A 14,395-nucleotide genomic window follows, 5' to 3' on the forward strand; every position below is an offset into this window, starting at 1 on the left:
GAATTCCGCCAAACCCCCTCTACTGTAGCCCTGTCTTGCGGCACGCTATGGCCAAAGTCAGCAAGCAATTGCACATGCTGACAGGCCAATCGCTTTACAGGCGCCGGCCAGCCCGACAACTCCAACTCCAGGAACAACCAGGAGCTCGCCTTGATCAATAAAACGTACGAGTCCATCGCCAGCGCGGTGGAAGGGATCACCGACGGATCGACCATCATGGTCGGTGGCTTCGGCACTGCCGGCATGCCGTCCGAGCTGATTGATGGTCTGATCGCCACCGGCGCCCGCGACCTCACCATCATCAGCAACAACGCCGGTAACGGCGAGATCGGCCTGGCAGCCTTGCTGATGGCCGGCTGCGTGCGCAAGGTGATCTGCTCGTTCCCGCGCCAGTCCGACTCGTACGTGTTCGACGAACTGTACCGCGCCGGCAAGATCGAACTGGAGGTGGTACCCCAGGGCAACCTGGCCGAGCGTATCCGCGCAGCGGGCTCGGGCATTGGTGCGTTCTTCTCGCCGACCGGCTACGGCACGCTGCTGGCCGAAGGCAAGGAAACCCGTGAAATCGACGGCCGCATGTACGTACTGGAAATGCCGCTGCACGCCGACTTTGCGCTGATCAAGGCGCACAAAGGCGACCGTTGGGGCAACCTGGTCTACCGCAAGGCGGCGCGCAACTTCGGCCCGATCATGGCCATGGCCGCCAAGACGGCCATCGCCCAGGTCGACCAGGTTGTCGAACTGGGTGAACTGGACCCGGAACACATCATTACCCCGGGTATCTTCGTCCAGCGCGTCGTCGCCGTCACCGGCACCAGCGCTGCTTCGCTTGCCACCGCTGAATGAGGCCTGCCATGACCATCACCAAAAAGCTCTCCCGTACCGAGATGGCCAAGCGCGTGGCCGCAGACATTCAGGAAGGTGCCTACGTAAACCTCGGCATCGGCGCACCGACCCTGGTGGCCAATTACCTGGGTGACAAGGAAGTATTCCTGCACAGCGAAAACGGCCTGCTGGGCATGGGCCCTAGCCCGGCCCCGGGCGAAGAAGACGATGACCTGATCAATGCCGGCAAGCAGCACGTGACGCTGTTGACCGGTGGCGCTTTCTTCCACCATGCGGACTCGTTCTCGATGATGCGCGGTGGCCACCTGGACATCGCGGTACTGGGTGCCTTCCAGGTTTCGGTCAAGGGCGACCTGGCCAACTGGCACACCGGCGCCGAGGGTTCGATCCCGGCGGTGGGCGGCGCGATGGACCTGGCCACCGGCGCGCGCCAGGTGTTCGTGATGATGGACCACCTGACCAAGACAGGCGAAAGCAAGCTGGTGCCTGAATGCACCTACCCGCTGACCGGTATTGGCTGCGTCAGCCGTATCTACACCGACCTGGCAGTGCTGGAAGTCACGGCTGATGGGTTGAAAGTGATCGAAATCTGCGCAGACATCGACTTCGATGAACTGCAGAAACTCAGCGGTGTGCCACTGATCCAGTGATCGAGCGCAGGCGCCCGCTGTCCAGGCAGCCCCGCGGCTAATGATCGATAACCGCATTCGGGTTCATCTGAATGCGGTTATTCGGTAGACTAACGCCCGGGTGTCTGCTGCATGGTGCAGTGAGGCAGGTTAAAGAACAGCGCAGGTCGGGCCGCCATGCGGGAGTACTTGCGCCTATGCCTAAAACAGATTTGCCTCGCGCCCAGAAACTGGCCGAGCGCGCCTTCGCCAGCCTTCAACGCTTTTTGCACATCGAAGCAGTCAGTGGCATCGTCCTGTTGGTTGCCGCTGTCGCCGCCCTGATCTGGGCAAATTCCCCTGCCGCACACAGTTATGAAGCCCTGTGGCACGCCCCGATAACGTTCGGCGTGGGCTCGTATGTGTATTCGCAGTCCCTGCATTTCTGGGTCAATGATGGGCTGATGACCATCTTTTTCCTGGTGGTGGGCATGGAGATCCGCCGCGAAATCCACGAGGGCGCACTGGCCAGCCTGCGCCAGGCCATGCTGCCCATGGCCGCTGCTGTCGGCGGGGTAATCGCACCGGCACTTCTCTACCTCGGTATCGTTCATTCGCCAGCCGACCATCAGGGTTGGGCAGTGCCAACGGCCACCGATATCGCTTTTGCGGTAGGCGTACTGGCCCTGCTGGGCAAGTCGATTCCGTCCAACGTACGCGTGTTTCTGCTTGCCCTGGCGATCATCGATGACATTATCGCTGTGCTGATCATCGCGGTCTTCTACTCCGGTGGCCTCGACTACAGCGGTTTCGGCGTCGCGGCAATCGGCCTGCTGATGGTAATCGCGCTGCAGAAGATCGGTGTGGGGTCGGCCTACGCCTATATCGTGCCCGGTGCGATCGTTTGGCTGGGCATCCTGTTGACCGGTGCCCACCCGACCCTCGCCGGCGTTGTGCTCGGGCTGATGACCCCGGTAGCCGCCATGCCGATGCGTGAGCGCCCTCTGGATGCCATTAGCCGCTTCACCAACGAGTTGCTGGGCCGCGCCAAAGCACCAGAGCGCGATGCCAGCGAACTCATCGACCCACTGAAACGCCTGCGCCTGGCACAGCGAGAACTGCTGCCGCCGGTGGTACGGATGCAAGGCACGCTGCACCCTTGGGTAGCCTACGGCATCATGCCAGTGTTTGCCCTGGCCAATGCCGGGGTCAGCCTGGCTGGGGTCGACCTGTCCGCAGCGGGCCCACAATGGGTCATGATCGCCGTGGTAGTCGCCCTGGTCGCAGGCAAGCCCTTGGGCATCATCAGCGTCAGCTGGTTGATGGTACGCCTGGGCTGGTGCGCGCTTCCCGCCGGGGTGAACTGGCGCAGCATCACGCTGGTGGGCCTGTTGGCCGGTATCGGTTTCACCATGTCGATCTTCATCGCCAACCTGGCGTTCGTCGACCCCGGCTCACTGGGGGCAGCCAAACTTGGCGTGCTATCGGCCTCGGTGATCGCGGCGGTGTTGGGGCTGACCTGGGGCGTATGTAGCGTGCGCCGTGCAGCCCCTGCAGGCAACCTGGGTTCGTCAACCTAGCAAAGCCTGCACAGGCCAGTTCTGGCCGGAGCTGAAATGCCCCGGCCAGCACAGGCCCTGCGGCCCTTTGCAATCGACAGAAGCAGCCGCGCCGCTTGAGCGCCTCCTGGCCTCTATGGCCTGTGGTACAAAGGAGGATCTGGGGGGCTGGTTGCCTTTTTCTCGCTCCATATTCCCAATCAGCCCCACACGAAGTGGCTTACTAGTCCTCATTTTCTTGTTAATGAGGGTCCCACGTGTCAATGGCACTCATGCCCCGCAGTAACAGTTCAGTGCCTTTGTCGAGTGTACGACTGTAGCCATGCCGACTGCTGGCTAAGAAATACCTGCTCAAGACGTTCCATCTCGTCGACTGGCCGGGCGTCATCAACGGCTTGCTGATGGGCCCGTATCGCCTGAAGAGTTTGCTTCAAGAGGGACTCTCCCGCCTCAGCCATTCCCAAGGCCGTTCTCTACACTTAGGGCACCAGCAATGTCTGTTTGTGCGGTGAGCTTCAGGCATAAGCATCTTGCTCAGATTCTGCTCTGAAAGCGGTAACCCTATGGCCGGTCGCTTACCTAATCGCCACGATGAACTATTGAGTTGGTGCCTGCGTGACGATCAGGCAGGTGAGTTCAGACAATAAGGCCTGAGCATCCGCCTGGTAACCTTCGCACCACCGCTCGTGCCATGCCAAAGGAGAACCCTGTTCCTCCCACTCAGCCAACGCGAGTGCGTTGACGATCTCCATCTCAAACCAAATAGACGCCCACCTAGCTGCATTCGAGACCAGGGTTGTGTTCTGCCAGACAAACTCCGTCAGCGCCACGAACAACGACCACGACTTCAGATCCTTGTGTGCGCCACGGCTCAGAGCTATGACCTCCGACGACGTGAGCATTGCTGTTCTACATTGATGCATTTTGGCTATTCAAAATCTCGCACCTGATTAAGCTGCATCCCGCTGAGCTGCTCGTATAGATCCTAGCGCCGCTACAAAATCTTCCGACTTCACTCGTTTGACAATGCAAGCGTTCCATAGTGATGGAATAGCATAAGTCTCGGCTGCAAGCAAAGCAGCTTCCCAGTAGCCTTTCAGTTTCAAACTGCCACCACCCACTGCCAGACGCGAGGGGTTGAGCAAATTTATGATACTGGCCATCCCTAGACCCAACGCCTCACCACCGGCCCTCACTGTTGCCGTGGCGATAGGGTCATCATCATTCGCCAATCGAGCGAGGGCTTCTCCACTGATGCCAAGCAAGTTGGCCATAGCGCCGCCACCGGCTATCTCATCCAGCCTCTTGACTGAACCATCAACGTGTAGCGGTAAATACCCAAGCTCCCCAGCCCAGCCATTAACACCACGTAATTCCCGTCCGTGAGTCATGAATGCAGCACCGATGGCAGTGCCCGCCATAATCACGCCACCAGTAAAATCATTACCAACATCCTGCATTTCTTCCTGCAGTGCCGCCTCGACATCATTGATAACTGTTATTTGGCACCCAAGTGCTTTGAGGGAGGTTTCTGGACGCCAGCCTGTCAGACAGGGTAGGACATCGCAGCTAACGATCTCGCCGTCGCGAGCGACCAGACCAGGCACCGCGATTCCAATACGAACCGGGCTTAGACCCACATCTTCGATGAAGGCGTAGAGTTGGGTAGCAAAGTCTTCAGGTGTGTAGCCGGGCCCCGTTTCAAAACGTCTTGAATGAGCTCCGCATAATAGCAGCAGCTTAGTACCACCCAAGTCGGCGCCAATGATGAACTCATTTCCTTCGGGGGCACTGTGCATTGCGATACCTTTGGTTAGCAAACGACGGGGTGGAAATACTCAGCACTCGAATTGGACGGTTCATCATTCAGTCATGAGCACTGGGGAAAGCTTGAGACATTGCACACGTCACGGCAAGTTGCCCAACTCATCGCTCGTGATGCGGACCAAGCCTTTACCGCTAAAGGCTCGATGCTGCAGGCCTTCAAGATGATCTGGAAGACGCTCGAACGAGGCGACATTAAAACTCTCAGGCTCCCACTCGCCCCTCCCCACTGAGGTGAGGATACTCTCGCCTGCATCTACGAGGTCTTGCCAGGCACGATCGTCACCGAACGTATGCAACGCACCCAGTGCCACCTCGTGCATCGAAATCGTCCGAGTGAAAGGTGGTACTGGAGACGCCTGGAGCCGGTCTTGAACGCATACCAAGTGACCGTTGGCCCTAAGCGCGGCCACGAGTCGCGCAGCATGTTGAGCGTTCACCGTGTCTATTACAGCGTCGAACACCATGGGCCCATCCCATGCCTCAACGAGAGGGCCCTCCATGCAGTCGAACACCCCCAGATCGGTCAGCCGTTGCGCATGCCGCGGGTGGCTCAGCGAGCTGACCTTGAACCCTCGCCGCACAGCTATCTGAATCAGATGATTTGCAACAGATCCACCAGCCCCACTCACCAGCAGCGTCTGACATGACTGTGGTAGCTTTTCGAGAGCCAACCACGCGGTGAGTGCTGGGCACGGGAGACTGGCTGCTTGTTCCCAACTCACGCTTGCCGGAACCCGAAGGACTGCTCTGGCTTTCACAGAGGTATATTCCGCAAAACTACCATGACGACTAAGGCTTTGGTGGTAAGCAACACGTTGGCCAATCCAAGAAGCTGGGACATTCTCACCGACAGCAACCACAACACCCGCACCATCTACACCTGGTACGTGACCTGGCTGCCAACTGACCAGACGCCCACCCAAGACTTTCCAATCCACAGGATTGAGGCCGATCACGACGTTACGAATGAGCACATCGCCCGCTTCCGGCCTAGGAAGAGGGATCTCATTGAGTCTCAGCTCTGCTGGGTCAGCGCTGCCATGCCAGGTAAAAGCGCGGTGTGTTGTTGCCAGAATCATGATTGATAAGCTCCCGCCGAGTAGGTGAGCTCGTAGCTGTGGCTGTAGATTTCAAGGATGTTCCCGAACGGATCCTCCATGTAAACCATGCGGTACGGCTTCTCACCTGGAAAGTATTCACGCACCGGCATCCGCTGCTTACCGCCCGCAGCGACGATCTTGGCGGCTAGGCCTTCGACATCCGGATCTTGTACGCAGAAGTGGAAAACCCCCGTTTTCCAGTATTCAAAGTTATTCTCCGGACGCTCGGCGTTGGGAAACTCAAATATCTCGACGCCGATACGATCACCCGTGGACAGGTGGGCGATGCGGAACGAGCCCCACCCCTCACCAAAAACATCCGTGCACATTATGCCAATTGCGGTTTGGTCTTCAGTGATGGTGGTCGGCGGCATGATCAGGTACCACCCCAGTACCTCTGTATAGAATTTGACGGCGCCGTCCAGATCGGTGACCGACAGGCCAATGTGAGAGAAATTGCGTGGATAAACGGACATATCGGCTAGCCTCCAAAACAGTTGGCCCTACCCTATCCCCCGCGACGTATAATGAAAACAACGATCACGTTATGGTTACGATAAGACTTCATGATGGTTAACCCGCAGTGGCTCCGATCCTTCGCAGTGCTTGCCGATCTTGGGAATTTCACCCGCACTGCCGAGCATCTGAATCTGACCCAGGCTGCCGTGAGTCAGCACATACGACACTTGGAACAGCAGTACGGTAGTCTATTCATCCGTCACCACCGGCACGTTGAGCTGACCCCTGCGGGGAATGCCTTGTTGGAATACTTCAGAGAAATGGAGCGCGCTGGCCGTGCACTCGATGCCCGCCTGAGCGCAGAAGAACAAGACGTAGGTGATATCAGCTTAGTGTCCCCCGGCAGTATAGGATTGGCACTGTATCCGCTCCTGCTGGACTATCAACAAGCCCATCCTGGACTGATCATTCGCCACAGGTTCGCCCCTGACGCGGAGGTGCTCGCAGCAGTACTGAGCAATCGTTTCGAAATGGGAATTGTGACTTACAAGCCAGACAACGAGAGGATCGAAGCACAGAGGTTTGCCGAGGAGCCATTGGAGTTGATACTGCCAACCGCTAAACCCTTCGTGGGGTTCGAAACGCTCTCCGAACTTGGCTTCATCGATCACCCCGACGGGGCCGCTATGGCAACGCGCCTACTCAGCCGAATGTATCCAGAAGCACCGGGTATTCAAGCAATCCAGAAACGAGGCTTCAGTAATCAGGTAGGCCTCATCTTGGAGCCGGTTTCAAGAGGTTTGGGCTTTACTGTGCTGCCGAGGTTCGCCAGGCGCGCCTTCCACAAACAAAATACTTTGCAGGTGGTGGAGAGTGGGATCCCCGTTGTGGACACGCTCTGGCTCATCTACAGATCAGAGTGGCCTCTGTCGTCCAGAGCCAGGCGAGTCGTTGATCAGATGCAACAACACCTGAATGTAACCAACTGCCGCATTTGAGTTTTAAGATTCGGTTAAAAGCTCAGGCCCTTTGCAGCATCGACCAGTCCATTTAACCAATTCTGATGGCCGTTGATCATAGGGTTCGGCTGGGCCTGTGCAAGCTCCTGTGCAGGCTTTCCGATCTGGGTCTCTTGGGTGAGTATCCGAACTCGGCCACCTTCCAAGTTTTCAATAAGCCACGCGGTGACCGATGAAGCGCTGTCAAAGATTAATCGACGGCGAAGAGTCTCCGTCTCTGTCCCCAGCTTCCTCATACTCCCAGAGTTGCTAAGCACCGGTGATCTGATCGCTGTAGCACCAGAGCGGCTGACTCCAGCGGATGAAACACTTGTCGTGAGAGAGCCACCAGTCGATATTCCTGGGTTCACGAAAGCAATGGTTTGGCATGGAAGAACGGAGCGAGATGAAGGACAACGATGGATACGGTCATTCATGACTGAAGCATACAGTCGCGAAGCTCTATGACTATGCTAGATATCCAGTATTTGACACACCAGCTAGGGGTGGCGTACAGCTCGCACGATGAAGTCTACAAATGCGCGCACCCGAGCTGAGAGGTGCCGGTTCTGGGGATAAAGGATGGAGAACCGGCGAGTACGTCCGCCAGCACTGTGCAAAACCTCAACAAGTTCGCCCCGGTTGACGGCTGCTTGGGCGATGAAATGATAAATCTGAAATAGTCCCCCGCCTGCAATCGCCCAGTTGACACAGCCAAGCACGTCGTCATGAACCCGCTTCTGGCTTCGGAAGGTAAAGTCGATATCTTTGCCGGCCACGTCCCTGAAAATCCAGGGCATAGCCCGTCCAGTGCTTGGAAGCACGAACTGTAGACAGTCATGGCCATTCAGATCGGCCAGCGTCGACGGTGTTCCGCGCGCTTTTAAGTAGGAGGGGGCGGCAAAAACCCCCAGAGTGGCATCTTCAAGGGTGTGCGCAATTAGCCTGGAGTCTTGCGGAATGCCCAACCTGATGGCCAGATCAAATCCCTCATCGACAAAGTCCACCACGCGATTCGAGATACTCAGCTCGATCTCGACCTGGGGATACATGGCTTGAAATTCAGGCAGCAGAGGAAGCAGCCGGTAATGCGCATAGGGGGTGCCGACGCTAAGGCGTAGCACTCCACTGGGGACTTTTTGGTTTCCAGTAATTATTCGTTCCGCTTCCGCTATCTGCTCCAGCGCTTGCTGACACTGCTGCCGGTAAAGCTCGCCCTCAGTGGTTAGACGGATGTGTCGAGTTGTACGCGCAAAAAGCCGGACACCTAATCTCGCCTCCAGTCGGCTGATTGAGCGGCTGACCGATGCTGGCGTCAGCCCCAACACTTCGGCGGCGGCGGTGAAACTGCCGAGTTCCGCTGCCTTGCAGAACAGCTCGATGCTGCCCAGTTGGACGGGGTCAAAGGCTCTCATTTGTTCACCAGTGTAATTAATGAATTGCTTTCTAGCCAGTTTATCTGCATCAGCTCTATCAATACAGTTGGCTCACACAAGCGACCACTTTGGCCTTCAGCAAAGACTATCTTTTACCCACAGGAACGGACAGATCGTCATGAAATCGCTGTGCAAATCACTATTACTCGGATTGGCATTTGCTATTTCTGCTACTTCTCATGCTGCGCCCAAAGGCGAGGTACTGGTGCTGCTCTCCAGTGAAACCGAATTGCCCCTTCAGGACGGCAAGACTTTGCCGACGGGTTACTACCTCAATGAATTCGGCGTTCCCGCTGATGCTCTGTTACGTGCCGGTTACCAGTTAACGGTAGCCACTCCGAAAGGAAACCAGCCCAAGGCAGATCCGCGTTCTATTGATCCGGTTTACTTCGCCGGCAAGGCTGGCGAAATGCGCCGTATACAGGGTGGCGTTGAGAGTCTAACCGCGCCCGATCACGTCAGGTCTCTGGCTGAAGTAATGAAATCTGGACTAGGCCGCTATGACGGCGTTTTCATCCCGGGCCGGCACGCGGAGCTTATTGATCTCTCGAACAATCCAAAGGTCGGACAGCTGCTGCAGCATTTTCATGCGCAAGGCAAGCCGACTGCCCCAATCTGCCGTGGCCCGATCGCGCTTCTGGCTGCTCAGGATGATCCAGGCAGCTATGAGCAGACTCTGGTCAATAGCCGGCTGGATCAGGCGCGGAACTGGGCCTACAGCGGCTACCGTATGACGATCTTTTCAGATGCCGAAGAGAAGGTTTTTGAAGATTCGCTGAAAGGCGAAAAACTGCGCTACTACCCGGCAAAAGCGATGGCGCAGGCAGGTGGCCAGATGCAGTTTGCTGATGCATGGCAGCCCAAGGTTGTAGTGGATCGTGAGTTGATCACTGGCCAGACCCCCTTCTCCGACCATGCTCAAGCAACCGAGTTTATCAAATCACTGAACCAACATTGCCCCCTGATTAATAGCTGAACAAAGGAAAACTTCATGGCTCCTAAAATTCTGATGATCGTGACGTCCAGCAGCCGTATGGGTAACACTGACAAGCCCACTGGCCTCTGGGCTGAAGAACTTGCCGTGCCCTACTACGCGCTAGTCGATGCAGGTGCGTCGGTAGTAATTGGCTCAACTGCCGGTGGCAAAGCGCCGATCGATGCCGGCAGTGTTAAAGCTAAAGGGGCGAACGATCCCGATGTTGAACGTATGTTGGCTGATGACTCGTTGCTGGCTCAGATCGAAAGGACATTGCCTGTCAGCGAGCTAAGAAGCGAAGATTTCGACGCCGTTTTCTTCCCGGGTGGCCACGGCACGATGTGGGATCTGCCTACCGAGCAAAGTGTGAAGGTCGCGGTGGAGTCAGCTTTTGAAAATGGCCGGCTCATTGCATCGGTATGCCACGGCGCTGCCGGTCTGGTTTCTGCGGTTCGAAGCGATGGGCTGCCGATGGTACATGGCAAGCGCGTCAATTCATTCACCGATGCCGAAGAGGTTGAGGTTGGCCTGGCAGGCGTGGTGCCCTTTATGCTGGAGACTCGATTGCGGGAACTGGGCGGTGTTTTTGAAGGCGGCGATAACTGGCAACCCTTCGCCATTCGTGATGGCCAGTTGATTACCGGCCAAAACCCGCAGTCCTCAGCGAAGGTTGCCGAGATTCTGATAGAGGCGCTTGGTATCAAGGCGTGATAGTCAGACGAATAGCTCATTAAAGCGCTGCTACTCACTGAGGTGGGCAGCCTATGCCTATCGGCTTAACGGTGATGTCAAGTTTGACTCAGACACACATGTCGACATAACCGCTTTTAAGGATACCGTAATGACCGTTCATGTGTTTGCTACTTTACAACCTAAGCCAGAGTACCGAATTAATGTAGAGAAAGCTCTGCAAGCACTGGTGAAAGCCACACGAACCGAGTTGGGAAATATTAGTTACGATCTCTTCGTTTCCGATACAGATAGCGATTTCTATCTGATTGAAAGCTACAGGGACGAAGCTGCTTTTAAGGCTCACAAGCTGACGGAGCACTATCTGGGCTACCGCAAAAAAACTACCGACTGGCTCCTTGAGCCAACCATGGTGAAAGTTCTCTATCCGTTAAACGCGAATCATAAAAAGTAAGAGTGGGAGGGCGTTTAATCTTGATCGATTGCTGACTACCACCTTTGGACAGTGACCAATTAACCTCTTTCCCGACAATGAGACCTTCCAAATTCGTAAGATCTCTGGGCAACCGTGGTACGCCGACCTTGTCCCAATACACGGGCGCAGCGCAGATGACTCGCCGCGAATCGCTTATACGCTGTGCAATCATGGAAGAATCCGCCAACACTCCATGACGGATGGCCAAATCAAAGCCCTTTGCAACAACATCGACGACCTGGTCGGTAGGGTGAAGATCTACTACAACCTTCGGATAGGCAGCTAGAAAGCTGCTCAGCACGCGAGCAAGATAGCCCTGTGCGAATGTGGCAGAAGCTGTGATACGTAAAGATCCTGAGACGTCCTGCGCTTCAGAAAAAGTCCGCTCCGCCTCCATGACGCCATCCAGTATCTGCCTGGCAAACCGTTGGAGCTTTTCGGCATCAGCGGTTGGACTCAATTTCCGAGTCGTTCTGTTAAAAAGCCTTCGCCCTAGTCGATCCTCAAGGGCAAGCAATTTCTTGCTCCCGCCCGCCGCTGTGAGACCCAGTCGCTGCGCCGCCGCACGGATGGTTCCCTCCTCATAAACGGCAAGAAACAAGCGAAGCTCATCAAGGGAGTCGAGCATAAAAATTAACAACTTTTAAGACCGAATGAAGCAACAAGAATAGCATATTCGCGAATTTGCATTGCTGATAGATTTTGGGTTTTCAAGCGGAGCGATAATCGATGCAAGCAATCGTGATAAACCAGCACGGCCAGTCGGATGTATTTGAAGAAATCGAAACAGCTCGCCCTTCAGCACGCCCAGGCCACGTCGTCATTGATGTTATGGCCACCAGTGTCAACCCGGTTGATACCAAGATTCGCAGCGGGAGCGAAGGCACCGCAGGTCTCACCTTTCCCGCCATCCTGCATATGGACGTCTCTGGCATCATCAGTTCGGTGGGTGAAGGCGTTAGCCAATTCAAGGTGGGGGATGAGGTCTATGGATGCGTCGGAGGCATCGTGGGCATTCCTGGCGCCTTGGCGGAGCAAGTTGAAGCAGACGCAAGATTAATCGCTCTCAAGCCCGCCTCATTGAATTTTGCTGATGCGGCGAGTCTTCCGCTCGTGGCAATCACCGCCTGGGAAGCTTTGATTGATCGGGCCTCCATCCAGCCAGATGATGCAGTCTTGGTTCATGGCGGAACGGGTGGCGTCGGCCACATCGGCATTCAGCTGGCAAAACTCATGGGAGCCCGTATTGCCACTACAGTCTCGAATGTACAGAAAGCAGAGATTGCCCGCTCCCTGGGTGCCGACGATGTCGCCTTTTACCGAGAAGAATCGCCAGAAGAATACACCCGCCGTATTACCAACGGCTCTGGCTTTGACACAGTGTTCGATACGCTCGGTGGCACAGTGCTCACAAACTCGCTGAAGGCTGCCAAGCTCAAGGGCCATGTCATATCCATCATCGGCTATGACACTTACGACCTCACAGATATGCATTTCAAGGCACTACGGCTGGACTTAGTCTTCATGGCTGTATCAATCATCCATGATCTTGACCGTAGTCATCACGGCAAGATTCTCACAAAGCTGAGCAGATTAGTGGATCGCGGCTTAGTCAAGCCCCTTATCGACGAACGACATCCATTCACAGCTGAAGGTGTAAAGGCAGCTCATGCCCGCCTGGAGTCCGGAGAGGCTATAGGTAAAGTCGTCATCACTCGGTAAACCGGTTTCCCCCTTGGAGCAAGATCATATGCCTAACAATTTACCCATTGTGATTATCGCAAGATTGAAAGCGGAAGAAGGTCTGGAAGAAGACCTGTTAACCGAGCTCCGCAGCTTGGTCGAGGCCTCTAAAAAAGAAGAGGGATGTATTCAGTACGTCCTACATAAATTAGAGGGTGTACCTACCGACTTCATGATTTATGAAATCTGGAAAAGTCAGAAAGCTTTGGATGAGAACACGCTGCAGCCGCACTATCAAAATTTTTCTTTCAAAGCTGCGAGTATGCTGGCCGAGCAACCGACCATCGATAAGTTTGAGCAAGCCTTCTAGCAGTAAGATCTCGAAAGTCCTCCCTTGCGGATGATCATGACCAAATCCTCCGCAAGGGATCACCAGTAAAAATCAAGCGATAGACGTCCGGTCGTTGGCCGAGTGTACGCTCGCCTCAAGTTGGCTGGCGTTAAGCCAACAACAATGAGCGCCGTCGCAGAGACGTGGACTTTCGATTTGTCTCGGGTGGGTTAGCAAGATGCGTCCGAAACAAACCGCTAATAGAGATCTTCCGCCGCGAATGATTCGGCGTACGCGAAAACGCAAAAACGGCAACATCTGGGTTGCTTACTACTACGACGGGAGGGACGAAGATGGCAGGCGTCGAGAGATACCTTTAGGTAACGACCTGGACATCGCCAAAGTAGAATGGGCGAAGCTCGACAGGAAGGCCATTCCAAAGATAACGCGCTTGATGGGTCAGCTATTTGATCGCTATGAAAGGGATGTCATCCCGGGTAAAAAGCCGCGAACCCAGAAGGACAACCTGGCTGAGCTCAAACAGTTGCGCAAAGCCTTCGATGATGCCCCGATGGAGCTGATTACACCTCAAATACTTGCTCAGTATCGAGATCGACGGACAGGCAAGGTTAGGGCGAATCGAGAGATCGCCCTTCTCTCTCACATCTTCAACATGGCAAGGGAGTGGGGCATTACTGACCGCCCAAACCCAGCGACCGGTATCCGCAAGAACAAGGAGACTCCTAGGGACTTCTATGCTGGGCCGGCGATCTGGGATGCTGTCTACGAATACGCTGCTCCTGAATTGCGCGATACCATGGACCTGGGCTATTTGACCGGGCAACGCCCAGCGGACGTGCTCGCCACTCGAGCCTCGGACGTGGTTGATGGTTTCCTACAATTCGCCCAAGGCAAAACGACGAAAAAGCTGAGGATACGTCTTGGCACGGAAACAGAGACCAGCCAGTTGGGGGTACTGGTTGAGCGCCTTCTGAGCCAACGCAAGGCGCGAGGGGTTCGCAACCCTTAGCTAATCGTGACAGAGAACGGCCGCAACGTGACGCAAGCGATGCTGCGCCTTCGCTTTGACGATGCGAGATCCAAGGCCGCCGCCAAAGCGATGGAAGACCTTGATAGCGTCCTGGCCGATAGCATTCGTCAATTCCAGTTTCGCGATATCCGGCCCAAAGCAGCGAGCGAAATTGAAGGCCTGGCGCACGCGAGTAGACTACTAGGGCATACCGATAAGCGGATCACGCAGACCGTTTACCGCCGCGTCGGAGAGATCGTGAAACCAACCCGATGAAACCTTTTTTGCGGAAGAGTTGCGGAACACCATCGAAAAGTTGCGGAACACTTGGCCTTTTCAGCGTCGAGTTTTCCGCCCCTCAGAAACGCAAAAAGCCC

15 protein-coding genes and 1 pseudogene are annotated in these 14,395 nt (G+C 55.7%); 10 read left to right on the forward strand and 6 right to left on the reverse strand.

Translation table 11 applies throughout. The features are described 5' to 3' along the window. Positions 1–150: 150 nt before the first annotated feature. From QME24_RS06020 to nhaA, 3 genes are all read left to right on the forward strand, one after another. Positions 151–846 carry a 3-oxoacid CoA-transferase subunit A gene (locus QME24_RS06020; protein WP_009682100.1) on the forward strand — a complete coding sequence of 232 codons (696 nt, stop codon included), beginning with the start codon at positions 151–153 and terminating at the stop codon, positions 844–846. Positions 847–854: 8 nt separating this feature from the next. After that, a complete protein-coding gene (locus QME24_RS06025; protein ID WP_009682099.1) occupies positions 855–1,496 on the forward strand; it encodes a 3-oxoacid CoA-transferase subunit B in 642 nt (213 codons plus the stop codon). Between the two features lie 176 nt (positions 1,497–1,672). Next, positions 1,673–3,034 carry a Na+/H+ antiporter NhaA gene (nhaA, locus tag QME24_RS06030; protein WP_280091645.1) on the forward strand — a complete coding sequence of 454 codons (1,362 nt, stop codon included), beginning with the start codon at positions 1,673–1,675 and terminating at the stop codon, positions 3,032–3,034. Between the two features lie 575 nt (positions 3,035–3,609). Here the strand turns inward: nhaA and QME24_RS06035 are convergent. The 4 genes from QME24_RS06035 to QME24_RS06050 form a co-directional block, all read right to left on the reverse strand. Continuing rightward, on the reverse strand, positions 3,610–3,915 hold the full coding sequence (locus tag QME24_RS06035) for a hypothetical protein (RefSeq protein WP_225624695.1): 306 nt from the start codon (positions 3,913–3,915) through the stop codon (positions 3,610–3,612). A 48-nt stretch (positions 3,916–3,963) separates the two neighbouring features. Next, the gene (locus QME24_RS06040; RefSeq protein WP_280091646.1) at positions 3,964–4,812 is read right to left on the reverse strand and encodes an ROK family protein; all 849 of its coding nucleotides are present in this window, start codon (positions 4,810–4,812) and stop codon (positions 3,964–3,966) included. Positions 4,813–4,920: 108 nt separating this feature from the next. Further along, positions 4,921–5,919, reverse strand: a complete 999-nt coding sequence (locus tag QME24_RS06045; protein WP_029885011.1) for an alcohol dehydrogenase catalytic domain-containing protein — start codon at positions 5,917–5,919, stop codon at positions 4,921–4,923. After that, positions 5,916–6,416, reverse strand: a complete 501-nt coding sequence (locus QME24_RS06050; protein ID WP_054904601.1) for a lactoylglutathione lyase family protein — start codon at positions 6,414–6,416, stop codon at positions 5,916–5,918. The genes QME24_RS06045 and QME24_RS06050 overlap by 4 nt, the downstream gene beginning before the upstream one ends. Before the next feature lie 90 nt (positions 6,417–6,506). Here QME24_RS06050 and QME24_RS06055 point away from each other — a divergent pair, with 90 nt between their 5' ends. Next, a complete protein-coding gene (locus QME24_RS06055; RefSeq protein ID WP_280091647.1) occupies positions 6,507–7,397 on the forward strand; it encodes a LysR family transcriptional regulator in 891 nt (296 codons plus the stop codon). Between the two features lie 500 nt (positions 7,398–7,897). Here the strand turns inward: QME24_RS06055 and QME24_RS06060 are convergent, their stop codons facing one another. After that, on the reverse strand, positions 7,898–8,812 hold the full coding sequence (locus QME24_RS06060; protein WP_280091648.1) for a LysR family transcriptional regulator: 915 nt from the start codon (positions 8,810–8,812) through the stop codon (positions 7,898–7,900). A gap of 139 nt (positions 8,813–8,951) precedes the next feature. Here QME24_RS06060 and QME24_RS06065 point away from each other — a divergent pair, with 139 nt between their 5' ends. The 3 genes from QME24_RS06065 to QME24_RS06075 all read left to right on the forward strand — a co-directional run bounded on the left by QME24_RS06065 (position 8,952) and on the right by QME24_RS06075 (position 10,953). Continuing rightward, on the forward strand, positions 8,952–9,809 hold the full coding sequence (locus QME24_RS06065) for a type 1 glutamine amidotransferase domain-containing protein (RefSeq protein WP_280091649.1): 858 nt from the start codon (positions 8,952–8,954) through the stop codon (positions 9,807–9,809). 15 nt (positions 9,810–9,824) lie between these two features. After that, positions 9,825–10,520 carry a type 1 glutamine amidotransferase domain-containing protein gene (locus QME24_RS06070; protein ID WP_280091650.1) on the forward strand — a complete coding sequence of 232 codons (696 nt, stop codon included), beginning with the start codon at positions 9,825–9,827 and terminating at the stop codon, positions 10,518–10,520. Between the two features lie 130 nt (positions 10,521–10,650). Continuing rightward, positions 10,651–10,953: a putative quinol monooxygenase gene (locus QME24_RS06075; protein WP_192440330.1), complete on the forward strand. Its 303-nt coding sequence runs from the start codon at positions 10,651–10,653 to the stop codon at positions 10,951–10,953. Here QME24_RS06075 and QME24_RS06080 read toward each other — a convergent pair. After that, positions 10,883–11,602 (reverse strand): LysR family transcriptional regulator, encoded by a 720-nt coding sequence (locus tag QME24_RS06080; RefSeq protein WP_280091651.1) that lies wholly within the window; start codon positions 11,600–11,602, stop codon positions 10,883–10,885. The two genes, QME24_RS06075 and QME24_RS06080, sit on opposite strands and share 71 nt — an antisense overlap. A gap of 101 nt (positions 11,603–11,703) precedes the next feature. Between QME24_RS06080 and QME24_RS06085 the strand changes: the two genes are divergently transcribed. The 3 genes and pseudogenes from QME24_RS06085 (at position 11,704) to QME24_RS06095 (ending at position 14,294) form a co-directional block, all read left to right on the forward strand. Beyond that, on the forward strand, positions 11,704–12,696 hold the full coding sequence (locus QME24_RS06085; protein WP_280091652.1) for a zinc-binding dehydrogenase: 993 nt from the start codon (positions 11,704–11,706) through the stop codon (positions 12,694–12,696). A gap of 28 nt (positions 12,697–12,724) precedes the next feature. Further along, positions 12,725–13,027, forward strand: coding sequence for a putative quinol monooxygenase (locus QME24_RS06090; RefSeq protein ID WP_280091653.1), 303 nt, complete (start codon positions 12,725–12,727; stop codon positions 13,025–13,027). Between the two features lie 199 nt (positions 13,028–13,226). After that, positions 13,227–14,294, forward strand: a pseudogene (locus QME24_RS06095) (integrase). Positions 14,295–14,395 lie beyond the last annotated feature (101 nt).

The sequence above is a fragment of the Pseudomonas sp. PARCl1 genome, assembly GCF_947311875.1.
Classification (GTDB): Bacteria; Pseudomonadota; Gammaproteobacteria; order Pseudomonadales; family Pseudomonadaceae; genus Aquipseudomonas; species Aquipseudomonas juntendi.

Bases quoted from the DNA above. Each gene is read 5' to 3' on its own strand.
- QME24_RS06025 (WP_009682099.1), top strand. From the start codon at position 855: ATGACCATCACCAAAAAGCTCTCCCGTACCGAGATGGCCAAGCGCGTG.
- QME24_RS06060 (WP_280091648.1), bottom strand. From the start codon at position 8,812: ATGAGAGCCTTTGACCCCGTCCAACTGGGCAGCATCGAGCTGTTCTGC.
- QME24_RS06075 (WP_192440330.1), top strand. From the start codon at position 10,651: ATGACCGTTCATGTGTTTGCTACTTTACAACCTAAGCCAGAGTACCGA.
- nhaA (WP_280091645.1), top strand. From the start codon at position 1,673: ATGCCTAAAACAGATTTGCCTCGCGCCCAGAAACTGGCCGAGCGCGCC.
- QME24_RS06065 (WP_280091649.1), top strand. From the start codon at position 8,952: ATGAAATCGCTGTGCAAATCACTATTACTCGGATTGGCATTTGCTATT.
- QME24_RS06040 (WP_280091646.1), bottom strand. From the start codon at position 4,812: ATGCACAGTGCCCCCGAAGGAAATGAGTTCATCATTGGCGCCGACTTG.
- QME24_RS06080 (WP_280091651.1), bottom strand. From the start codon at position 11,602: ATGCTCGACTCCCTTGATGAGCTTCGCTTGTTTCTTGCCGTTTATGAG.
- QME24_RS06035 (WP_225624695.1), bottom strand. From the start codon at position 3,915: ATGCTCACGTCGTCGGAGGTCATAGCTCTGAGCCGTGGCGCACACAAG.
- QME24_RS06055 (WP_280091647.1), top strand. From the start codon at position 6,507: ATGATGGTTAACCCGCAGTGGCTCCGATCCTTCGCAGTGCTTGCCGAT.
- QME24_RS06070 (WP_280091650.1), top strand. From the start codon at position 9,825: ATGGCTCCTAAAATTCTGATGATCGTGACGTCCAGCAGCCGTATGGGT.
- QME24_RS06090 (WP_280091653.1), top strand. From the start codon at position 12,725: ATGCCTAACAATTTACCCATTGTGATTATCGCAAGATTGAAAGCGGAA.
- QME24_RS06050 (WP_054904601.1), bottom strand. From the start codon at position 6,416: ATGTCCGTTTATCCACGCAATTTCTCTCACATTGGCCTGTCGGTCACC.
- QME24_RS06085 (WP_280091652.1), top strand. From the start codon at position 11,704: ATGCAAGCAATCGTGATAAACCAGCACGGCCAGTCGGATGTATTTGAA.
- QME24_RS06045 (WP_029885011.1), bottom strand. From the start codon at position 5,919: ATGATTCTGGCAACAACACACCGCGCTTTTACCTGGCATGGCAGCGCT.